Annotated in this window: 21 protein-coding genes; 10 read left to right on the top strand and 11 right to left on the bottom strand. The window is 58.9% G+C overall.

From position 1 onward, the window contains the following. Positions 1–16: 16 nt before the first annotated feature. From OLX72_RS16360 to OLX72_RS16375, 4 genes are all read right to left on the bottom strand, one after another. Positions 17–1,627, bottom strand: coding sequence for a phospholipase D family protein (locus tag OLX72_RS16360; protein ID WP_433989114.1), 1,611 nt, complete (start codon positions 1,625–1,627; stop codon positions 17–19). A 320-nt stretch (positions 1,628–1,947) separates the two neighbouring features. Then, positions 1,948–2,847, bottom strand: coding sequence for a plasmid partitioning protein RepB C-terminal domain-containing protein (locus OLX72_RS16365; protein ID WP_433989115.1), 900 nt, complete (start codon positions 2,845–2,847; stop codon positions 1,948–1,950). Next, a complete protein-coding gene (locus OLX72_RS16370) occupies positions 2,847–3,737 on the bottom strand; it encodes a plasmid partitioning protein RepB C-terminal domain-containing protein (protein WP_433989116.1) in 891 nt (296 codons plus the stop codon). Before OLX72_RS16370 ends, OLX72_RS16365 begins: the two co-directional genes overlap by 1 nt. Then, complete coding sequence (locus OLX72_RS16375) at positions 3,737–5,278, bottom strand: recombinase family protein (RefSeq protein WP_433989117.1); 1,542 nt, start codon at positions 5,276–5,278, stop codon at positions 3,737–3,739. Before OLX72_RS16375 ends, OLX72_RS16370 begins: the two co-directional genes overlap by 1 nt. Before the next feature lie 136 nt (positions 5,279–5,414). On the opposite strand from OLX72_RS16375, the gene OLX72_RS16380 reads away from it, so the two are divergent. Further along, positions 5,415–5,789 (top strand): hypothetical protein, encoded by a 375-nt coding sequence (locus OLX72_RS16380; protein WP_433989118.1) that lies wholly within the window; start codon positions 5,415–5,417, stop codon positions 5,787–5,789. A gap of 221 nt (positions 5,790–6,010) precedes the next feature. On the opposite strand, the gene OLX72_RS16385 is transcribed toward OLX72_RS16380, so the two are convergent. Next, positions 6,011–6,256, bottom strand: coding sequence for a hypothetical protein (locus OLX72_RS16385; RefSeq protein ID WP_114870124.1), 246 nt, complete (start codon positions 6,254–6,256; stop codon positions 6,011–6,013). A gap of 551 nt (positions 6,257–6,807) precedes the next feature. On the opposite strand from OLX72_RS16385, the gene OLX72_RS16390 reads away from it, so the two are divergent. Next, a complete protein-coding gene (locus OLX72_RS16390; RefSeq protein WP_162797979.1) occupies positions 6,808–6,984 on the top strand; it encodes a hypothetical protein in 177 nt (58 codons plus the stop codon). Here OLX72_RS16390 and OLX72_RS16395 read toward each other — a convergent pair whose 3' ends face one another. Further along, positions 6,985–7,713, bottom strand: coding sequence for an RlmE family RNA methyltransferase (locus tag OLX72_RS16395; RefSeq protein WP_433989119.1), 729 nt, complete (start codon positions 7,711–7,713; stop codon positions 6,985–6,987). Positions 7,714–7,798: 85 nt separating this feature from the next. Then, positions 7,799–8,911, bottom strand: coding sequence for a Ppx/GppA phosphatase family protein (locus OLX72_RS16400; protein ID WP_114870121.1), 1,113 nt, complete (start codon positions 8,909–8,911; stop codon positions 7,799–7,801). Positions 8,912–9,158: 247 nt separating this feature from the next. Between OLX72_RS16400 and OLX72_RS16405 the strand changes: the two genes are divergently transcribed. The 6 genes from OLX72_RS16405 to OLX72_RS16430 all read left to right on the top strand — a co-directional run bounded on the left by OLX72_RS16405 (position 9,159) and on the right by OLX72_RS16430 (position 14,773). Next, positions 9,159–9,461 carry a virulence factor gene (locus tag OLX72_RS16405; protein ID WP_114870120.1) on the top strand — a complete coding sequence of 101 codons (303 nt, stop codon included), beginning with the start codon at positions 9,159–9,161 and terminating at the stop codon, positions 9,459–9,461. A 29-nt stretch (positions 9,462–9,490) separates the two neighbouring features. Further along, complete coding sequence (locus OLX72_RS16410; RefSeq protein WP_114870119.1) at positions 9,491–10,420, top strand: methylenetetrahydrofolate reductase; 930 nt, start codon at positions 9,491–9,493, stop codon at positions 10,418–10,420. Between the two features lie 12 nt (positions 10,421–10,432). Next, complete coding sequence (locus OLX72_RS16415) at positions 10,433–11,497, top strand: methyltetrahydrofolate cobalamin methyltransferase (RefSeq protein WP_114870118.1); 1,065 nt, start codon at positions 10,433–10,435, stop codon at positions 11,495–11,497. A 190-nt stretch (positions 11,498–11,687) separates the two neighbouring features. Further along, positions 11,688–12,674 carry a Bug family tripartite tricarboxylate transporter substrate binding protein gene (locus OLX72_RS16420; protein ID WP_114870117.1) on the top strand — a complete coding sequence of 329 codons (987 nt, stop codon included), beginning with the start codon at positions 11,688–11,690 and terminating at the stop codon, positions 12,672–12,674. An 89-nt stretch (positions 12,675–12,763) separates the two neighbouring features. After that, complete coding sequence (locus OLX72_RS16425; protein WP_114870116.1) at positions 12,764–13,252, top strand: tripartite tricarboxylate transporter TctB family protein; 489 nt, start codon at positions 12,764–12,766, stop codon at positions 13,250–13,252. 3 nt (positions 13,253–13,255) lie between these two features. Further along, entirely contained in the window at positions 13,256–14,773 is a 1,518-nt protein-coding gene (locus tag OLX72_RS16430) for a tripartite tricarboxylate transporter permease (protein WP_433989120.1), read from the top strand. 14 nt (positions 14,774–14,787) lie between these two features. On the opposite strand, the gene OLX72_RS16435 is transcribed toward OLX72_RS16430, so the two are convergent. Then, entirely contained in the window at positions 14,788–14,943 is a 156-nt protein-coding gene (locus tag OLX72_RS16435; RefSeq protein ID WP_433989121.1) for a hypothetical protein, read from the bottom strand. 250 nt (positions 14,944–15,193) lie between these two features. Between OLX72_RS16435 and OLX72_RS16440 the strand changes: the two genes are divergently transcribed. Continuing rightward, complete coding sequence (locus OLX72_RS16440) at positions 15,194–15,598, top strand: acyl-CoA thioesterase (RefSeq protein ID WP_368073738.1); 405 nt, start codon at positions 15,194–15,196, stop codon at positions 15,596–15,598. 3 nt (positions 15,599–15,601) lie between these two features. Here OLX72_RS16440 and pgi read toward each other — a convergent pair whose 3' ends face one another. Genes pgi through zwf form a run of 3 tightly spaced genes read right to left on the bottom strand, consistent with a single transcriptional unit; the run spans position 15,602 to position 19,328 of the window. Then, positions 15,602–17,185, bottom strand: coding sequence for a glucose-6-phosphate isomerase (gene pgi / locus OLX72_RS16445; RefSeq protein ID WP_433989122.1), 1,584 nt, complete (start codon positions 17,183–17,185; stop codon positions 15,602–15,604). A gap of 5 nt (positions 17,186–17,190) precedes the next feature. Further along, positions 17,191–17,862, bottom strand: coding sequence for a 6-phosphogluconolactonase (pgl, locus tag OLX72_RS16450; RefSeq protein ID WP_114870112.1), 672 nt, complete (start codon positions 17,860–17,862; stop codon positions 17,191–17,193). After that, the gene (gene zwf / locus OLX72_RS16455; RefSeq protein WP_433989123.1) at positions 17,859–19,328 is read right to left on the bottom strand and encodes a glucose-6-phosphate dehydrogenase; all 1,470 of its coding nucleotides are present in this window, start codon (positions 19,326–19,328) and stop codon (positions 17,859–17,861) included. The genes pgl and zwf overlap by 4 nt, the downstream gene beginning before the upstream one ends. Positions 19,329–19,472: 144 nt before the next feature. Here zwf and OLX72_RS16460 point away from each other — a divergent pair, with 144 nt between their 5' ends. Further along, the gene (locus OLX72_RS16460) at positions 19,473–20,423 is read left to right on the top strand and encodes a radical SAM protein (RefSeq protein ID WP_114870110.1); all 951 of its coding nucleotides are present in this window, start codon (positions 19,473–19,475) and stop codon (positions 20,421–20,423) included. The last annotated feature ends 44 nt before the right edge of the window (positions 20,424–20,467 follow it).

Consider the following 20,467-nt stretch of genomic DNA (forward strand, 5'->3'; position numbering starts at 1 on the left):
CGGTGACAACACCGGGTCAGTTCTGAGTGACATTCAACACCATGTCGGCCTGGATTTCGCGCGGATCGAGCCGCTTTCCAGCTAGGCGTTCCTCGGCTTCCTCGATTGGTTGCGCGAGGTCTGCTTCAGAGAGAAACATGTCTTCCATGCCAGACCGCTGACGATCCTCGAAGTTTTGCCGAAGAGCGCGGAGTGCGTTCAACTCCAGCGCTCTCTCGCGTCCCCGTTTGAGGTTGCCGTTGATCCTGGCGGTGATTTCGGGGGGCACATAGATCGAGGCGCGTCGTTCATGGAAGGCGAGCAATCCGTCCAAGCCCTGGTTTCCCATCAATGTCGCTGACAGGCACGACGTCCAGATCGCCGGGCTTTGCTCAAAGACGAGAGAACGTCTCGACGGGGCGAGATACCGGGAGTTCAATCGGTGACTCTCGTCCACGATCATGGACGCTGACGATCGTGCGCCTCGATTGATCTCAGCCAGCTCTTCGGCCTGATCGCCCTTCTTTTGGGATAATTGGCTATGCTTAATGAGATCGAGATTGGGAGGCTTGATCTTGGTCCAATTGCTGAGAACGCTTGCCGGAATGATGCCGAGCGCACCATTGCGCGTTTGATCCGGACGTTCATTTCCATGTCTTAGAACAACGCTCGAATGCATCGTCGGTAGGACCGTCGCCAAGTGCTTGCCGATGTCTGTCTTACCTGCACCTGTCGGTGCTTCGACAAATGCAAACCCGTGTTCGTAGGCAGTCCCTGCGGCCTCGTAGACGAGGTCGGTCTGGAACGGCAGCGGCGATCGCCCAGCGGCGCCGTCACCGCCAACACGCCACGGCGCATAGGACATCATTTCGTGAACTGTTCGGGCGAGGGCTTCTTCGGCGCTTACAGGCCTCAGAAGTGCCCTAAGGATCTCGAGAGCTTGTTCAGTCCAGTCGGTACCAAGCGTCCAGAAGTCTTCGGCAGCTGCGCGACGCGTTGTGGCAAGATCAGGGAAAGCTTGAAGATCGTCGACGTACTCGAGGTTGCGTCTAAGGCCGCCAACCGAGAAGTTGGCGCTGCCGGCGAGCCCCCCTGCGTCACTGATGAAGAGCTTCGCGTGAAGCATCGCATGGGTACGACCGAACCGTTCCCAGGCCAAATCACTATCGAAGATACGAAGCGAGATAGCTCCCGATGCGATCGCATCGTAAGCCAGGACAGCCCGCAACTCGTCGAGGGAACGTAGCGAAAGCCCGCGCGTTTCAAGGAAGTAGTCACGGGCTTCTTCCGAAAGCTCACGCCCATCACCGTCCATGCGGCTTTGATTATCGGTATTCGTTCCGAATATGATCCGGATCGTGTCGGGGCGCTCCGCCACGATGCTTGGCCGAACGCGAAGTATGATCGACATCGCGGACAGAAAGTCCTGGTATCCGGTCACGACCAGAGCGTGCGATCCATTCAGAGTGTGCTCAACGAGCTTTTGGACTGATTGCTCACCGTTTGTCGCCCAGACCAGTTCATGCTCGGTGGCGCGTTCGGACGTGGGCGTAGGCTCGACATCGGCGCCCACAGCCTCTTGCTCGCGTTCCTTGGAACCACGAAACAAAAACCTTGATATGAAACTGTCTGCTCGCTCGCGCGCCATTCCGGTCACCTCGCAAGCAGTCTAGCGGTTCAAATGATTCCTCCAACCCATTGAATTCGGAACAATTCACATCGGGCATGGAAAACTGGTGAACCGGAACGTCTTTCCCTTGGGTCAGTCGCTCCGGCTCCCATGCGAGGTAATTCTCGCAAGTCTGGCCGAGTGGATAATCTCGGCTTGGTGGGCCCCGCGCGGGATCGCCGCCATCCCCACCGCCGCGCTTGATCCGCCCCACCGTGCGGCGTCTCCTGCGGTCCCCGCGCTTCTATGGGTCCGGGTCCCCAAATGCAGCTCAGCCGAAATTGACCGAACTGCTCGGATTAGGAGGCCAAGGCCTCCGTCTCCGTGATCTTTTCGAACTCAGGCAGAAACTCGGGATGATACATCTCGAGATACCGTGTGATGCGCGCATTGGTGATGAGCTTTGAAACGTAGCCGCGGGCCAGAACCAGATCGAGGTGATCACTGCCGTAGGTATCTTCGACCAAGCGCAATTCTCGCTCCAGGTTTGCGGATTCACGCTCCATCAGCTCGAGTTGCTGGCGGGAGATCCCTTTCACAGCTTTAGGCTTCTCCGGATCTTTCAGCTGGCTGGCCGGCGTCGCAGCCAAAAGTGAGCGGGCGTAATTGACGGTGTACTTGTTCATCGTCACCATCAGTTCCGCAGCCTCGATCTGACGCATCGGCTTCATTTTCTTCAGGATTTGGAACCCGGTCAGCGCGACCTGCTTATCCTTGAGAAGCTCAGCTGCCTCCGGGCAGATCCCATCCAGAAGTCGCTTTTTGTCTTGCAAGGATTTGACATTCACATTGAGGGCGCGCGCCAACCGCTCCTCCGGCACACCACGTTCGAGCGCCTTCAGGATCATCTTGTGCTCCTGAATGGTGGCAAGGCGGCTGATGCGCTTGTTGTAGGTAAAGGCCTCGTCGTCCGTCGAAACCTGACACGGCGCATCCTTCTCGTCGAGTTCCGTCAGTATCGCGAGGCGCACGTGCCCATCGAGCAGCATGTATTTCTCGGGATCGGATTGGTCGCGGACAACGACGAGGGGCTCGACAAGTCCAACCTCTTTGATGGAAGCGACGACCTGGCGATATTTGACCGTATCCTTGGTTTCTTTTCGAACGGCGTAGAGCGGACAGATCTGTTCGAGAGGCAGCTGAATGAGATCTTTTTCAAACGCCATGTTAATCGATTTGGAGCGTCCGGATCGTGCCATCAGAGGTCTCCCGTTCGAGCGGCCAGGCGGTCAGAGAGGTTCTTCGGAATCGTCGCCAATCCTTCGGCCCTGAGAAGGGTGACGAAGTTTTCGTCATTCAAGAGTTTGCGAAGGGCCTCCGTGATGAACATCAGCTCGTTGCGCGTTGCTGTCGCCTTACGCAGAAGGACTTGTTTCTTTTCGACGTCGTTCTGATAGGTCCGGATCAAGACTTCGACTGACAGCGAGCGCCTTTTCTTCCGGTCTGCACTTGGTTGTCCTTTTCCGTACTGCTGACGTGCCTCGACCAGGCGTTTCGCGGCCATCAGTCGACCTCCGCGCAGCTGGTTGTTCTCATAGGCCTCGCGGAGAACGTCCTGCACTTCCGTATCTTTTGCCTCAGCGATATCAACGGCGACGCTGACCGGAAGCTTTCCGCTCTCAACGGCTCTGAGCAGTCTATGCTCGCTGCTCTCGAGGAGCCGAAGGACACCGCGGACATACTTGAGAGAAAGCTGGGTCTTGCGCGCGATCTCCGGGCCAGAATAGCCACGCTCCTTCAAGCCTTTGATATCGCGCAGAAGATCAAGGGCGCGATGTTGGCGACGCGCCAGGTTCTCCACGAGACTCATCACGAGGCAATCTTCGCTGCTGGCATCAATCACGATCGCAGGGATCTCTGTTTGTCCGAGTTCTTGGAAGGCCTCGAGGCGCCCCTGGCCACAGACCAAATCGTATCGCAAGCCATCATCGGTCTGGCGGGCTGCGACGGTGATCGGCCGTTTCAGTCCGAGCTCGGCGATGTTGTCGACGATCTCCCTAAATGCTTTCCGATTGCGAACCCGCGGGTTCACCACAGTGATGCGATCCATCGGGATCAATTCGGCGGTCTGGGGTTGCGGATCTGGCATCAGGCCACCTCCGGTACTGGGACGTGGATCGCCATGTCGAACAACGGGTCCAGCGTCTCGAAGCGATAGGCATCGAGCGACAAGCCGTTGTGCTCGGCCAGCCGGATGCGGGGAAGAGTCATGTCGAGGCTGGGGAGCAGATAGTAGTCGAGCGGCCGTTGGTTTGGCCGATCCATGCGGACGGCGATCGTGATGTCGGGTTTGAGGCTCATGTCGAAGCGGATGTTCCACCGCAAAGAGCCCGCATTGGTTTCGTTGCAACGGACGATGACAAGAGACGCGGTGAATTCACCGTTTATGGTGAGCAGGTCTGTCTTGGCGTGTCGTTCGACGCTGCCGCCCGAAGCTTCGATGCCGGCAATCGTCTCAGAAACGATATCCGGATGGAGATCGCGCAAGCGTCGATTGATGTCGATATATCTGTAGTCTCGATCGGGCTTGAACCCGACCAGCCGGTAGGCGCGAAGCAGGCTGCCAAACCGTGATCGGTACGCGCTGCTCGAGGGCAGCGCATCGGCCTCATCGATGACGAGACCGGACAGAAAGCCCTGGGCCTTGAACACCTCTTTCAAACCTTCGAGCATTTCGTCGTCGGTGAGCTTGCTAGATCGCGCGCTGATGATGGCGCTGGCGGCTGCAAACAGATCCGGATCGACGATCCCCTCGAAGGCACCCTCGGCGCGGATCCAGATCTCGGGATCGTTTTGGACACGCCGCTTCTTCAGCTTGAATGAGCTGCGGTTCCAGACGTTGTTCCCGATATACTTCTCGTTGATCAGGATTTGGTGGACGGTCCCGCGGGTCCAGGCGCGACCGAGATCCGTCAGGATGCCGCGGGCATTCAGAGCTTCGGCAATTTCGGTCTCGGATTTCAGGTCTTCAACGAAGGCTTGGAAAATCTCTTGGACGACAGCGATCTCTTCCGCGGGCCCCGGGACGAGGGTGACGCGATCCGTCTGGATGCTCTTGTGCTCGCCGCGCTCCAGGATGCCCTTCGTTACCCCATGCTCGTCGATCAGCATGCGCCGCAGGCCGAAGCCGGGTGGGCCGCCTTGGCGATAGCCCAGTTCAATCAAACGGCTTTGACCGGTGAAGACCTTTTGCGAGAGTTCCCGGCTGTACTCGCCTGCCATGGCGCGCTTGACGCCTTTGACGATCGTAGAGACCGGGCTGCCGTCGTTCTCGAATTGCTCGGCGCAATAGATGACGGAGATGCCGGCGCGTTTGCAGATGTACTCGTAATACGCGCTTTCGTCCGCATCCTGAAACCGGCCCCAGCGGCTGATATCGTAGACGAGCACCACTTCGAAATCCGTGCGACCGGACTGAATGTCGTCAATCAGTTGCTTGAGTCCGTCGCGGCCATGGATCCTTAGACCGCTCTTTCCCTCATCCGAATAGGTACGGACGATCTCGATCCCGCGTTGCACAGCATAATGCGCGATCGCGTCAGACTGGTTCTCGGTCGAATAGCGTTGATGCTCGGTCGACATGCGGACGTATTGAGCAGCGCGCCGAGGCTGCGCTCCCTTTGGCGCCATTGCGCCTCCGTCATGTCCGTCCCTCCAGCTCAAGAACCGAGCCTTTCATTTTTCGTCTTTGCCAAGTCGCTGGGAATGCATGTGATTCCATGGGGCCGAAGCATAGACGCGGAGGTTCGGAAAAATGTTTCCTAAGATGGGCAAGACTTTTCCAGATGACGACGAAGGGAAGGTCGATCGATTAAAATACCAAATGGCCATTGCGGCTGCTCTGAAGCGGGAGCTCGGCGGATCTCATCGGGCGATCAAGCTTGTGATGCGTTGGACAGGCGTCTCGGAACGAACGGCCAAGAACTGGCTCGCGGGCTCCCACGGCCCGGCTGGTGAGCACCTGGTCGAGCTCATGCGGAATTCGAACGAGGTGTTGGCTGCGGTGCTTGTGTTGGCCGGGCGAGGCGAGTTGAAGATTGGGGCGGGACTTCATGAAACTCGCGAAACCCTTCTTCAGGTGCTCCAGGTCTTGGACGGCCATCTCGGAATTTCCGAGGCAGGGGCTGGTGAAAACGAGTAGGGGGCGTTTCGCGCCAGGTATGCGGCACTCCTGAGTAGAGCGACATTCAGTTCGAAGTCGCTTCGCTCGACCAAAACCGAGAAAATTCAGAAAGTTAGAAAATCGTCCGGAGTTCCCGGGGTGTTCTCGTGCGCCGCTATTTTAGTAGAGACTGGTTCGCATTGGTCTCCCAGCACCGCCACAAGACCTTTTGCAATCGGATTTTCCGGCTACCGGCCCGCTTACGCTGCCGCCAGCCGTGCCAGTTCCTCAGCGACGTGACGGGCAAAGCTCAGATCGTCCAGAATGGCGCGGTGCAGCACGGGTTTGGCGCCTTTCGCTTTCCGGATCACGCCGCTCTGGTATTTTCCGGGGCCGATCTGGAACACCAGGGGGCGCCACGCGCCGCCCTCGTCTTCCTTGATGCCGCCCGAATGCACCAGAAGCGCGCCGTCGGGTTTGTACTCATACTCAATCGTCAGGTCCATTTTAAACCCTTTCGTTGTCATCGTTACACCTCAACAAGGGCGCGGCCAGACCGGCCACGACCGGGTACACATCTTACCCGGGTTCTTTCACCGCACAATCAAGGTGTGGATATGACCGGTTTGGCGCATGCTGTGGCGGGTTTAAGACAGGGTTGTGGCCGGCCTGAGTTCAGCAGAACGGAAATTGATGCCGTAGGGGAGACAATTTGGCGGATGCCGGGCGGTATCTTGGGATTTCTCGGCATAAATTGCTGGCATTGTTTCTTGTCGCGATACAAAAGCGCGGTTTCGGCATGGTTTTGATTTCTGGCGGATGTGCCCAGATTTGATTGCTGCGATATGCGAAACACTCTGTTTCCGTTTTTGAATTTGGCCGCGTCAGGCGGATTGCGGCAATTCCCAGAACTGGCTGCCTGGCACCGGATCGGGTGGAAAACAGCCCGGTTTTAGGCAGTTTCCGCCCCTGCCCCTTGAAAACACCGCAAGTCCGTCCCGTTCTTGCCGCATTTCACCGCATGATGAAGCTGTCGATATCTGTGAGGACCGTGGGCATGAGTGACCAGTCAACCAAAATCCGCCACGCACGCCTGTTCGAAATGCTGCGTCAGCAGAATCAGGCCTCGCGCACCGTGGCCCGCGTCAAAGGGTTCGAGGTGCGCAAGATCAGCGCCGAAGAAGCGGATGAGATCAAGGCGATGGCAAAACGCTCGTTCGAGATGCGCGCCTGATCAGTCCTCCGGGTCTCCGCGATAGCCTGTGGCAACAACAAACTTTTCCGAACTGTCCGCGCGCGATGCGGGCGGTTTGACGTTTGCAACCTTGTCGAACCGTTGCTTCAGAACCTTCTGCAAATCGCCTTCCGCGCCGCCGGCCAGAACCTTGGCCACAAAGGTGCCGCCCTTTTCCAGCACGTCAAAGGCGAAATAGGCCGCCGCCTCGCACAGCGAGATAATGCGCAAATGATCGGTTTGCTTGTGCCCGGATGAACTGGCCGCCATATCCGACATCACCACATCGGCGCGCCCGCCCAGCCATTGCTTGACCTTTTCATCGGCATCGTCTTCCAGAAAATCCAGCTGATATAGGTCGGTCCCCGCGATCGGTTCCATTTCCTGAAGATCCACGCCCAGCACGCGCCCCACCGCCTTGCCGGATCGTTCGCCCAATGCATTGACGCGCTTGACTGCCACCTGGCACCACCCGCCCGGCGCACAGCCCAGATCAACGACCCGCGCCCCCGGCACCAGAAAGCGGAACTTTTCATCCAGCTCCAGTATCTTGTACGCGGCGCGCCCTCGATAGCCTTCGGCCTGCGCGCGGCGCACATAGGGGTCGTTCAGCTGCCGTTGCAACCAGCGCGTCGAACTCAGCTTGCGGCCGCGCGCGCTTTTGACCTTGACCTTCAGGTCGCGCTCGCCGCGTCCGGATGTGTTCTTGCCTGTGGGTGTCTTTGCCATGATCCGATGTGGGCCCCTGCCCGCTTCATTTGTCCAGAAATACTCGAAATCCGCCGAAATGTCCCGGCGAACACGCGTCTTTATGTCAGAACGGCCCGTCTTCCAAGACTCCATCGGCACTCATCTGCGCATAAAGCAGTCCTTCGCGCAGGCCGCGGTCAGCCACTGACAGGCGGTCGGTCGGCCACACCCGCATCAGCGCCTGCAAAATCGCCGATCCCGACATGATCAGCGCCTGCCGGTCCTGTCCGATGCGCGGATCGTTGCGCCGCCCTTCGGGGCCCTGATCCAGATAGCCGCGGATCACCTTGTCGATCTGGTCGGTTGTCATGCGCAGCCCGTCCACCTTGGTGCGGTCATAGCGTTTCAGCCCCAGATGGGTCGCCGCCACGGTGGTGACAGTGCCGGATGTGCCGACAATCTGAAAGCGTTCGCGCTCCTGCACGTCCTTGTAGGGTGCGAAATCCATCATATTCTCTTCAAAATGCCAGCTCATCAGCGCAAAGCGTGCGGCATCGTCTTCGACATCGTTGAACTGGTCACGCAGGGTGGCCACGCCCAAAGGCACCGATATCCAGTCAATCACCTTGGCGGCGGGAAACGGGCTTTCGGGCGGATGAAACCCCGCATGCAGGCGCATGATTGCGCGCGGGCGGTCGCGCTTGGGTACAGAGCTGATGTCGATCCAGACCAGTTCGGTCGATCCGCCGCCAATATCCACCACCAGCAATTGTTCGGTTTTGGTGCTGACCAGCGGGGCGCAGGAAATTACCGCCAGCCGTGCCTCTTCCTCGGGCTGGATGATTTCCAGTTGCATGCCGGTTTCGCGCCGTACCTGCCGGATGAAATCCTGCGCATTGCGCGCGCGCCGGCACGCTTCGGTCGCGATCAGGCGCATGTTCTGGACGTTGTTGCGTTTCAGCTTTTGCTGGCAGATGCGCAGCGCCTGTACCGTGCGCGCCATCGAATTGCGCGATAGGCGACCGGTGCGTTCCAGCCCCGCGCCAAGCTGGACGGATTTGGAAAAGCTGTCGACAACATGAAACCCACTGCCCTTGGGCTGGGCAATGAGCATACGGCAACTGTTCGTGCCCAAATCCAGCGCTGCATAAAGCGCGGCGGGATCAGGCGGTTTCGGCGCGGGGCTGTCAACCGGCTTTGGGAACGCGCCCGCACCAGTGGGACGCTTGGGCGCCATGTGACACGCCCTCCATTTTCGAGTTGGGTTCACGCTAACGCCTTGCGTTTAAACGCGCAAGCGTCACGCGATAGCGCGGCTCATAAAGAAGGTGCATATCTTTCATGCCGGCGCGTCTGGTTGTGGTGCCGTGATCGTGCAAGGTTCACAACGTCGCGGACAGGGCGCGTTCTGTCGAAAAACGGCAGTGCCGGAGGGGATGTCTGCACTAGATAGATGTAAATTCGGCGCGGCTAGGGAATCACACATGCCAGAGGTCACAATTGTTTATTGGCGCGATATTCCGGCGCAGGTTATCGTGGGCAAGGGCCGCCGTGGTTCCAAACGCCAGTTGGAAGAACGCTTTGAGCAGGCAATTGACCGCGCCGCCATGAAGATCGGCGCGGAAGATACCGATGCCTATCTTGCCGAATGGCGCAAAGCCGCCCCCTACGAGGTCGAAGGCGACCCCGCCCAGATCGCCGAGGCCGAGGCCGTGCGTCTGGAAACCGAATTTGATCGCGACCGGATCAAGGCGCTGATCGCCAATGATGGCTGGGCCCAGGGCTGAGCCGACACCGTTCCATATGGGAGGCCGCAATGGCTTTGTTCAATTTCAAGAAACGTGAAGACGTTGGCGTGAAACCGGTCGATCCAAAGGTCGAGGCGTTTTTGCAGGACTATTCGATCGAGGTGATGCCCCGCACCGCCGAGAAGGTCGAGAATTTCCGCGATCTGCTGCCTGCAGGCACCCGTGTCTACATCGCCCATATCGAAGGCACACCGATAGACGATATGGTCGCCACGGCCCGGCGCCTGTCGCTGGACGGATTTCCGGTCATGCCGCATTTCCCGGCCCGCATCATCAAGGACAGCGCCACGCTGGCCGACTGGATTGCACGCTATCAGGGTGAAGCGGGTGTCGATCAGGCACTGGTGCTGGCCGGTGGCGTGGAAAAACCGCATGGCGATTTTCACAGCTCCATGCAGCTGCTTGAGGATGGCGCGTTTGATCGCGCCGGATTCAAACGGTTGCACGTGGCTGGCCACCCCGAAGGCAACCGCGACATCGACCCCAAGGGTGGCAGCAAGAATGTGGATGATGCCCTGCGCTGGAAGCAGGCGTTTTCGGAAAAGACCGATGCCAAGATGGCGCTTGCCACCCAGTTCGCATTCGAGGCCGGCCCGATCATCGCATGGGCCGACAGCCTGAAGGCCGCGGGTATCGAACTGCCGATCCATATCGGCATTGCCGGACCCGCCAAATTGCAGACGCTGATCAAGTTCGCGATTGCCTGTGGTGTCGGTCCGTCGCTTAAAGTGCTGCAAAAACGGGCCAAGGATGTCAGCAAACTGCTGCTGCCCTTCGAACCGAATGACGTGGTCGCGGAACTGGCGGCGCACAAGGCGGCCAATCCCGATTTCAACATCACCAATGTTCACTTCTTTCCCCTGGGCGGCATCAAGACCAATGCCAACTGGGCCATCGAAAATGGCGGCGCTTCGGCCCGTCCTGCAAATCAAGCCTAAAAGGACGCGCGCATGACCCGTACGATTGTCGAAAGTAAAACCAAAACCGCCATTATCGGATTTGATCAACCGTTCTGTGTGATCGGTGAACGGATCAACCCGACCGGACGCAAGAAACTGGCCGCCGAACTGGAAGCGGGTGATTTTTCGACCGTTGAGAAAGATGCGCTGGCGCAGGTTGCGGCGGGTGCGACCGTGTTGGATGTGAATGCGGGCGTGGTGTATAATTCCAACCCGAACCCCAACGAAACCGAACCTCCCCTGATGCGCAAGATCCTGGAACTGGTACAGGGGCTGGTGGATGTGCCCTTATGCATCGACAGCTCGGTGCCGGGTGCGCTGGAAGAAGGCTTGAAAGTCTGCGAAGGCCGGCCGCTGCTGAACTCGGTCACCGGCGAAGAAGACCGTCTGGAACTGATCCTGCCTCTGGTCAAGAAATACAATGTGCCGGTGGTGGCGATTTCAAACGACGACACCGGCATTTCCGAAGATCCCGATGTGCGGTTCGAAGTGGCAAAAAAGATCGTGCAGCGCGCGGCCGATTTCGGCATCCCCGCGCATGATATCGTGGTTGATCCGCTGGTGATGCCAGTGGGCGCGATGGGCACGGCGGGCTTGCAGGTGTTTGCCCTTGTGCGTCGTTTGCGCGAAGAACTGGGTGTGAACACAACCTGCGGCGCATCCAACATTTCGTTCGGTCTGCCCAACCGTCACGGCATCAACAATGCGTTTCTGCCGATGGCAATGGCGGCGGGAATGACATCTGCGATCATGAACCCTGTCGCCCTGCCTGTCGGGCCGATCAAGCTGCAGGAAAAACGCGATGAACTGGCCGCCGCCGGCATTATCGTGCCTGATGATATCGACCCCGAAGTGCTGGCCAATCTAACCGGTCTGGGATCAACCAAACCGCGCGCGGGCAAGGAAATGGAAGCAATTCGCGCCGCCAATTTCCTGACCAACAATGATCCGCATGGCGGGGAATGGATCAAGTTCAACAAACAGCCGCCCAAAGCCGGCGAAGAAGGCCGTGGCCGCGGTGGTCGCGCTGCAGGCGGGCGCCGCCGGCGCGCCTGATCCCTTCCGCCTGACCCCATTGAAACCTGGCCGATGCGCTGCACGGGCAGGTTTTTTTGTGCCCGCCCCCTGCTGCAAAAGGCCGGGCTGCGGCTTGTGGAAAAAAAAATCGTGACAGCCCTGCCCTGTCATTGCATTCTCTTTCAAATCAACAAGCGGCCAAAGTCGCGATCATCAACGGGAGAGAGACATGACATCTTTGAAATGGACACGGCGCATGATGATGGCGGCCACGGCTTCCAGTTTGTCGTTCGTGGCCCCGGTCTTTGCGGGCGGACATCAGGTTGTGGACAGCATTCATTTTCTGATCCCCGGCGGTGCCGGTGGCGGATGGGACGGTACGGCGCGCGGCACTGGCGAAGCGCTGACCAAGGCCGGCCTCGTGGGCACTGCGAGCTATGAAAACATGTCGGGCGGCGGCGGCGGAAAGGCGATCGGCTACCTGATCGAAAACGCCGAAAGCCAGCACGGCACGCTGATGGTGAACTCGACCCCGATCATCATCCGGTCCCTGACCGGCGTGTTTCCGCAAAACTTTCGCGATCTGACGTTGGTGGCGGGCACAATCGGCGATTACGCGGCAATTGTGGTCAGCAAGGACAGTCCGATCAATTCGATGGCGGATCTGGTCGCCGCCTATCAGGCGGATGTCAGTGGCACGGCGATCGGCGGCGGATCGGTTCCCGGCGGAATGGATCATCTTGTGGCCGCGATGGTCATGAAGGCGGCTGGCGAAGATCCTACTGCGGTCAAATACATTCCCTATGATGCGGGCGGCAAGGCCATGGCGGCGCTGTTGTCGGGCGAGATTGCAGCGCTCAGCACCGGGTTTTCCGAAGCGGTTGATCTGGCAAACGCCGGCGAGGTCAAAATCATCGGCGTAACGGCAGATGACCGTGTCGCGGCTTACGGTGATGCGCCGACAATGCAGGAACAGGGTATTGATGCCACGTTCGTGAACTGGCGCGGTTTCTTTGGCGCACCCGGTCTGCCCGCAGAAAAGGTTGCGGCCTATCAGGATGCCCTGACCAAGATGTATGAAACCCCCGAATGGGAAGCCGTGCGCGCCCAGAACGGATGGGTGAACATCCACAATTCAGGCGCTGATTTCGAAGCCTTCCTTGAAAAACAGGAACAGGTGATCGGCGATCTGATGAAAGAGCTTGGGTTCTTGTAACCCGGCCCCGCCCTTGCGCCCGCCTGTTGACGCGGGCGTAAGGCTGGCCGGTTCTGCATAATCCCCGCAGCAGCAAAAGGAATAAGCCCATGGCGTTGGACCGCTGGATCGCGCTGATTATCCTTTTGATCTGTCTGGTCTATGGCTACGCCGCATTCTTTACGATGGATCAGGGCATGGCCCCGTTCATGCAGCGCAATCCGATCTGGCCATCAACCTTTCCCAAAGTGCTGTCCGTCATGGCGGTTTGCTGCACATTGATCATCCTGCTGGGACTGGAAAAAGGGTCAGGCGGCCCCAAGGACGGCGAAATTGATTATACCCGTCTGGGGGATTACAAGATCGGGCAAGCTGCGATCCTGTTGGCCTTGATGGTGGCTTATGCGCTGTTGCTGCGCCCGGCCGGCTTTCTGGCATCTACGGTCGGGTTTCTGGTGCTGGGCGCGGTTGTTCTGGGCGAGCGGCGGTTCCATATCCTGATCCCGGTGGCTGCGGTTGCGGCAGGATCCATCTGGTATCTGGTGCAGGAAGTTCTGGGGATTTTCCTGCGTCCCTGGCCGTTTTTCATGGGGATATAGATCATGCTTGAAGGTATTCTGATCGGGCTCGGAACCGCTTTTTCCCTGACCAACATCCTGATGGTGATCGGCGGATGCCTGATCGGCACCTTCATCGGAATGTTGCCGGGATTGGGGCCGATGTCGATCATTGCCATCATGATTCCGGTTGCCATTTCAATCGGCGATCCCTCGACCGCACTGATCCTGTTGGCCGGTGTCTATTACGGCGCGATTTTCGGGGGATCCACTTCTTCAATCCTGATAAACGCCCCCGGCGTCGCGTCTACCGTGGCGACCAGCTTTGACGGCTATCCGCTGACCCGGCAAGGCAAGGCTGGCAAGGCGCTGACCGTTGCGGCGATTGCATCCTTTTGCGGCGGCACAATCGGGGCCGTTTTGCTGATGATCTTCGCGCCCGCGCTGGCATCGGTCGCGCTGCTGTTCCATTCGGCGGAATACTTTGCCCTCATGGTGGTCGGGTTGTCGGCGATCGCGGCTTTTGCGGGTACGGGACAGGTGGCCAAGGCTGTATTGATGACGGTGCTTGGCCTGATCATGGCCACGGTGGGCGAAGGTGCCCTGTTCAACCTGCCCCGATTTACCATGGGTGTGATTGATCTGCAGTCGGGCTTTGGCTTTATCACACTGGCCATGGCCATGTTCGCCCTGCCCGAGGCGATTTATCTGGTGCTGGATCCCAACCGGTCAAGGACCGAAGGTGGCACCAACGAAATCAAGGATTTGCGAATTACCGCTGATGAAGCGCGCAGCATCGCCCCTGTGATCGGCCGCCAGTCGGTTCAGGGATTTCTGATCGGGGTATTGCCCGGGGCCGGTGCAACAATCGCGTCGTTTCTGGGCTATGCAGTAGAACGCAATATCGCATCCAAGGCGGATCAGGAACAGTTCGGCAAAGGCAGCCTGAAAGGGCTGGCCGCGCCCGAAAGCGCCAATAACGCCGCCTGCACCGGATCGTTTGTACCGCTGCTGACACTGGGCATACCCGGATCGGGGACTACGGCCATTCTGTTGGGGGCATTGATCGCGTTGAATGTATCACCGGGGCCGCGCCTGATGGTGGACCAGCCCGAAATTTTCTGGGCGGTGATCATTTCGATGTATCTGGGCAATGTAATCCTGCTGATCCTGAACCTGCCTTTGATACCTTATATCGCCAAGGTTCTGGCCGTGCCGCGCACCTTCCTGATCCCGTTCATTCTGTTTTTCACGCTGATGGGGGCTTATATCGGCCAGAACAATGCAACCGAATTGTTGATCCTTGTTGGCCTTGGCGTGTGCGCGACGGTGTTGCGCTTTGCAGATTATCCGCTGGCCCCGTTGCTGATCGGGTTCATTCTGGGCGCGATGCTGGAAAACAATTTCGCGCGTTCGATGCAACTCTACGATGGAATTGGCTTCATTCTTGAACGCCCGATGACGATGGGCCTGCTGGGCGTCGCTGTTTTGCTGGTCATCCTGCCCAGTTACCGCGCACGGCGCGCCCGACTGCGGGCGCAGGGGGTTGCAGACGGCGACTAGGACGTCGGCGACGTTCAGGTCAGGACAACCATCGCAACTGTAAAGATCGCGCAGAACACCGCGACGAATTCCAGAAACACCAGTGCGGTCAGCGCCGGTTTTGAACCGGGTGGGGTTTCGATGATTTCAAGGTGCAGATCATTCTGCGTTTTGGGGCGCACATTTGCCATACGAACATACTTTCAAAATCGGGACTGGTTACGTGACTGTCACTACCCTGCGCTGCACCGGTGGTTTCTTTAAGGCGAATTCCGGAAAAGTTGGCGGCATCTTCACGACGTCACGTTTCCCGGCACCGGCTGTGAACTGCACTTGCATCACCCCTTGGACACGGTTAGCCCTGCCGCCATGAATTTGCCCTATCACACCCCGCTTACACCCGATCAACAACGCGCCGCCGGTTTGCAGGAACCGCAGCCAATGGCCATTGCAGATCGCGTTCGGTTTGCCGAACTGGACGTGCTGAACCACGTCAACAACAAGGCGTATATGACGTGGTTTGAAACTTTGCGGGTCGAGTATTTCAACCGTTTGGCGCGCCCTTATTACGATGACGACCAGCCACGCCCCCGGATTGTTCTGGGACAGGGCACGGTGCGCTACATCAAGGAAATGCTGATGGGCGAGGATTACGTGACCACCTGCCGGGTCAAGGCGTTTCGCAACACCTCCTGCACCATGGAACAGCAGTTGTGGTCAGGTGATCTGCGGGCCGTATTTACCTGTGTCAGCGTCCTGCTGATGCCCGATGGTTCGGGCCGGATGCCGCTGCCGGACGCGCTGAAACAGCGGTTTCTGGACGTGGATGGCGCGATCGCCGAATAAGGCCTAATCGCGCCAGCGGTGGACAAAACCGACAAGGGCGCGGGTTGATCCGTCTTTGCCCTCGGCGGATGCGTGGCCTTCGATTATCGGGCCCAGCGAGGTGGCCAGTTCCTTGCCCAGTTCGACGCCCCATTGATCAAATGAATTGATGTCCAGTATCGCGCCTTCAACGAACACGCGGTGTTCATATAGTGCGATGAGCTGGCCCAGCACAAAGGGTGTCAGTTGCGGATAGGCCAGCGTGACCGACGGGCGGTTGCCGGGAAAGACGCGGTGTCGGGCCTGCCGGTCCAGTTCGGCACCGGTATAGCCTTTGGCTTGCATAAGCGCGCGCGCTTCCTGCAGGGATCGGCCCTGCATCAGGGCCTCGGACTGGGCCAGACAATTGGCCACCAGCAGATCGTGATGATGGCGCAATTCGGGTTCGTGCCCCTCGGCCGCGATCATGAATTCGCAGGGGATCACGCGCGTGCCCTGATGGATCAACTGGTAAAACGCGTGCTGTCCGTTGGTTCCGGGCGCGCCCCACACCACCGGCCCCGACGGTACCGTCAGATCGCTGCCATCCATCGCCACACGCTTGCCGTTGCTTTCCATTTCAAGCTGTTGAAGATAGGCGGGCAACTGCCCCAACCGCTGGTCATAGGGCAAAACGGCACGGGTGGCATAGCCGCAGACCTGATTGTGCCACAGCCCAACCAGCGCCAGCAGAACCGGCATGTTTTCATGCCAGTCGGCGGCCTGAAAATGTATGTCCATCGCCTGTGCGCCGCGCAGGAATGCCCCAAACGCATCCTTGCCGATGGCGATCATCAAGGACAGGCCGATCGGCCCCCACAGGGAATAACGCCCGCCCACCCAATCCTGAAACCCGAACACGCGTTCACGCGGTATGCCAAAGGCACCGGTCTTGTCCAGATTGCTGGACAGCGCCACAAACTGCGCCTTCGGATCGCCGCCATGATCCTGCATCCACGCCCGCGCCGTGCGCGCGTTGGTCATGGTTTCGATAGTGCCAAAGGTTTTCGAGGCCACGATGATCAGCGTGGTTTTTGCATCCAGTCCGCGCAGAGTGTCGGCGATATGCGCACCATCCACGTTTGATACAAAATGGCAGCGTGGTCCGTCGTGATAGGGCGACAGCGCCTGCACGGCCATGGAGGGCCCCAGATCGGACCCGCCGATGCCGATGTTGACCACATCGGTCACGGGACCGGAGCGGACCTGATCGGAATATTCTGCCATCCGCGCCAGCGTGTCCCTGACCTCGGGCATCACATCCTGCCCGTCGACCAGAACCGCTCCGCCATCCAGATTGCGCAAGGCTGTGTGCAAGACCGCGCGCGCTTCGGTGTCGTTGATCGGGGCGCCGGCAAACATTGCGCCGCGTTTTTCAGCAACGCGGGCGGTGACTGCCAGATCGATCAGGGCGGCGCGGGTGTTTTCATCAATGTTGGTCTTTGAATAGTCGAACAGCATGTCACCCGCTGTCACGCTGAAGTCTTGCGCGCGCCCGTCTTTCTGAAACAGATCAAGGATCGGGCGGTCCCTGACGCGCGTGTATTCCGATTTCAGGTCTTGCCACACGGTCCCTACTCCGCCCAGTGCACGGTCATGTCATCCATGATCGCATTGATCGGCGCGTCTTCTGGGGGAAGGGATCGCGCGCGTTCAAGTGCGGCGCGTTTTTCTGCGCCAAAGATCACCAGATGTTTAGATAATGCGCCGTCCAGCACGCGCGCGCTCAGGCTGACGCGGGTTTCGGGCTGGCCATCAATGCGCATGGGAACAAGGATCGGCGCTTGCGGGTCCAGCGCGGCAGCCAATTGGTCCGCGCCCGGAAACAGGGATGCGGTGTGCATATCCGCGCCCATCCCGAACAGCGCAATCGAGATTGGTAATTCCGGCACCAGTTCGGATTCCAGTTCGGGCAGAACGTCTTCGGGTGTGTCGGCCTTGACGTAAAGCGGCAGGTACCGCGCGGCTGCCGCCCGTTCCACAAGCAGGCGTTCGCGCACCAGTTTGGTGTTCGATCTGTCGTGATCCTCGGGAACCCAGCGTTCGTCGGTCAGGAAGATATGCACGCGTGACCAATCCAGATCGGCGGCGCACAACACGTCGAAAATCGGCCCCGGCGTTGTTCCGCCGGGCACGACAAAAGATGCGTGGTCATGGTTGAACAGGCAGTTTTCCAGCTCTCCTGCCAGTTTGTTGGCAACATCGATGGCCAACATATCACGGTCAGGATACTCGATCATGGTCATGGGCTCACTCCTCGCCATTTGCGTCCGTCGCGCTGCATCAAAAGATCTGCATCCGTTGGCCCAGAACTGCCGCTTTCATACGGTTTGGGAAATTCCTTGCGCGCTTCCCAACCTGCGATGATCGGGTCCGTCCAAGCCCATGCGGCCTCGACCTCGTCGCCGCGCATGAACAGGGTCTGGTTGCCACGGATAACATCCATGATCAGCCGTTCATAGGCGTCGGGCGGATCTTCGCCATCCGGCGCCAGCGCTTCGGCAAAGGACATATCCAAGGGAACATCCACCAGACGCATGCCGCCCGGTCCCGGTTCCTTGATGGTCACACCCAATGTGATGCCTTCGTTGGGTTGCAGGCGGATCGACAGGACATTGCGGTGGCGCCCCGCATCGGCGCCGAAAATATTGTGGGGCGTATCCTTGAACACGACGGTGATTTCCGAAGACCGCGCTGCAAGCCGTTTGCCGGTGCGCAGATAGAACGGTGCGCCGGCCCACCGCCAGTTGCTGATATGGGCCTTCAACGCGACAAAGCTTTCGGTGCTGCTGCGCGGGTTTTCAACGGCGTCACGATAGCTTGGGTGGGCATCTTCCTGTCCGGCATGCGCATCATACTGGCCACGCACGATATGGTGGGGTTCCACCGGATCAAGCGCGCGGATCACCTTGAGCTTTTCATCGCGTACCGCGTCCGGATCGAATTTGGCCGGCGGTTCCATCGCGATCAGGCACAGCAGTTGCATCAGGTGGTTCTGGACCATATCGCGCATGGCGCCTGATTTGTCGTAATATTCTCCACGGCCGCCCACACCCACGGTTTCGGCCACGGTGATCTGGATGTGATCGACATATTGCGAATTCCACAGCGGTTCGAACAGCATGTTGCCAAAACGAACCGCCATCAGGTTCTGCACGGTTTCCTTGCCCAGATAATGATCGATCCGGTAGATCTGGCTTTCGTTGAAATGCGCCGCCAGCGTCGCGTTCAGCGTGCGGGCTGATGCCAGATCGCGGCCAAAGGGTTTTTCGACGACTATGCGACAGTCCGCATCGGCCATGCCATAGCTGTGCAACCGTTCGGCCAGATCGCCGAAGAGACCGGGCCCGACAGAGAAATAGAATGCCTTGATCCGCCCGTCATTCGATATCCGGCTGGCCAGTTCGTCCCAGCCTTGGGTGCCGCGTGCATCGGTTGTGACGTAAGACAGGTTTTCAAGAAATGCCTCCAAGGTGCCGTCTTCGCAGGCGCGCCCGCCGCCGAATTCGCGGATCGCATCCGCCGCAAACTGGCGGTATTCGGTGTCGTCATGTTCGCTGCGGGCGGCGCCGATGATCCGCGCACCGGGCAAGACCTGACCATCACAATAGCGACGGAACAGGCCGGGCAGGATCTTGCGCCGCGCCAGATCACCGGTGCCGCCGAAAATGACAAGATCGAACGGTTCGACCGGTATGATACGAGAAACCATGTGCGCCCTCATTGCGGAATGATGTGCGCCGACCCTAGCATCTGCTGCCTGCATCACAATGGTGTCAAACCGCGAGGTAGCACTTTCCCTTGGTTTTTTCAGTCCTTAGGAACGGGGAACAGGCAAATTCAATCAAGGTGCGCAATGAAAGATGTTTCTACATCGGGCAATGACGGCAAGTTCGAACACCCGTTGGTTACGGCAACGGGTGCGCCGCGTGCCAGCGTGACACTGCGCGACCCGCAAACGCTGTGGTTCAACACCGGTACGCTGTGCAACATCACCTGCGCCAATTGCTATATCGAAAGCAGCCCGGAAAACGACAGTCTGGTTTACATCACCGCACAAGAGGTGACGGCGTTTCTGGACCAGATCACAGAACGGCGCTGGCCGGTCAGGGAAATCGCCTTTACCGGCGGTGAACCGTTCATGAATCCACAGATGATCGACATGGCGCGCGTGTCGCTGGAACGGGGCTACAAGGTGCTGATCCTGACCAATGCGATGCAACCGATGATGCGCCGCCGTGTTCATGACGGTCTGATTGATCTGAATACCCGTTTCGGTGATATGTTGACGCTGCGGATTTCCGTAGATCACCATTCCGCCGCCTTTCACGACAAGGAACGCGGCGCGGGCAGTTTTTCCAGAACCGTGGCCGGAATGAAATGGCTGCGGGATCAGGGGATCAGGATGGCCGTTGCCGGGCGCACCGTCTGGGGGGATGATGATGCGAGTTCACGGCAGGGCTACGGCGCGTTTTATGCGCGCCACGTGTTTGATATTGACGCCGAAAACCCGGCCGAGACGGTCTTGTTTCCGGAAATGGACGCAACCGTGCCGGTGCCCGAAATCACCACCGCCTGCTGGGATATTCTGGGCAAGTCGCCTTGTGACGTGATGTGTTCCAGTTCGCGCATGGTGGTGAAACGCAAGGGTGCGGAAAAACCGGCCGTTCTGGCCTGTACCCTGCTGCCCTATGCGCCCGAATTCGAACTGGGCGATACGCTGGAAGCAGCGGAACGCAATGTGTATCTGAACCATCCCCATTGCGCAAAGTTCTGTGTTCTTGGCGGCGCCAGCTGTTCGGCGTGAACCGGATTGCCAAAATTTCGTACCGGACAGGCTGCCGATTGAAA

The organism is Sulfitobacter sp. TBRI5 (assembly GCF_051013555.1).
Lineage (GTDB): Bacteria > Pseudomonadota > Alphaproteobacteria > Rhodobacterales > Rhodobacteraceae > JL08.

Bases quoted from the DNA above. Each gene is read 5' to 3' on its own strand.
- OLX72_RS16375 (WP_433989117.1), bottom strand. From the start codon at position 5,278: ATGGCGCCAAAGGGAGCGCAGCCTCGGCGCGCTGCTCAATACGTCCGC.
- OLX72_RS16395 (WP_433989119.1), bottom strand. From the start codon at position 7,713: ATGGCAAAGACACCCACAGGCAAGAACACATCCGGACGCGGCGAGCGC.
- OLX72_RS16415 (WP_114870118.1), top strand. From the start codon at position 10,433: ATGACCCGTACGATTGTCGAAAGTAAAACCAAAACCGCCATTATCGGA.
- OLX72_RS16380 (WP_433989118.1), top strand. From the start codon at position 5,415: ATGGGCAAGACTTTTCCAGATGACGACGAAGGGAAGGTCGATCGATTA.
- pgl (WP_114870112.1), bottom strand. From the start codon at position 17,862: ATGACCATGATCGAGTATCCTGACCGTGATATGTTGGCCATCGATGTT.
- OLX72_RS16440 (WP_368073738.1), top strand. From the start codon at position 15,194: ATGGCCATTGCAGATCGCGTTCGGTTTGCCGAACTGGACGTGCTGAAC.
- OLX72_RS16360 (WP_433989114.1), bottom strand. From the start codon at position 1,627: ATGGCGCGCGAGCGAGCAGACAGTTTCATATCAAGGTTTTTGTTTCGT.
- zwf (WP_433989123.1), bottom strand. From the start codon at position 19,328: ATGGTTTCTCGTATCATACCGGTCGAACCGTTCGATCTTGTCATTTTC.
- OLX72_RS16370 (WP_433989116.1), bottom strand. From the start codon at position 3,737: ATGCCAGATCCGCAACCCCAGACCGCCGAATTGATCCCGATGGATCGC.
- OLX72_RS16435 (WP_433989121.1), bottom strand. From the start codon at position 14,943: ATGGCAAATGTGCGCCCCAAAACGCAGAATGATCTGCACCTTGAAATC.
- OLX72_RS16420 (WP_114870117.1), top strand. From the start codon at position 11,688: ATGACATCTTTGAAATGGACACGGCGCATGATGATGGCGGCCACGGCT.
- OLX72_RS16405 (WP_114870120.1), top strand. From the start codon at position 9,159: ATGCCAGAGGTCACAATTGTTTATTGGCGCGATATTCCGGCGCAGGTT.
- OLX72_RS16385 (WP_114870124.1), bottom strand. From the start codon at position 6,256: ATGGACCTGACGATTGAGTATGAGTACAAACCCGACGGCGCGCTTCTG.
- OLX72_RS16410 (WP_114870119.1), top strand. From the start codon at position 9,491: ATGGCTTTGTTCAATTTCAAGAAACGTGAAGACGTTGGCGTGAAACCG.
- OLX72_RS16425 (WP_114870116.1), top strand. From the start codon at position 12,764: ATGGCGTTGGACCGCTGGATCGCGCTGATTATCCTTTTGATCTGTCTG.
- OLX72_RS16365 (WP_433989115.1), bottom strand. From the start codon at position 2,847: ATGGCACGATCCGGACGCTCCAAATCGATTAACATGGCGTTTGAAAAA.
- OLX72_RS16430 (WP_433989120.1), top strand. From the start codon at position 13,256: ATGCTTGAAGGTATTCTGATCGGGCTCGGAACCGCTTTTTCCCTGACC.
- OLX72_RS16390 (WP_162797979.1), top strand. From the start codon at position 6,808: ATGAGTGACCAGTCAACCAAAATCCGCCACGCACGCCTGTTCGAAATG.
- OLX72_RS16400 (WP_114870121.1), bottom strand. From the start codon at position 8,911: ATGGCGCCCAAGCGTCCCACTGGTGCGGGCGCGTTCCCAAAGCCGGTT.
- OLX72_RS16460 (WP_114870110.1), top strand. From the start codon at position 19,473: ATGAAAGATGTTTCTACATCGGGCAATGACGGCAAGTTCGAACACCCG.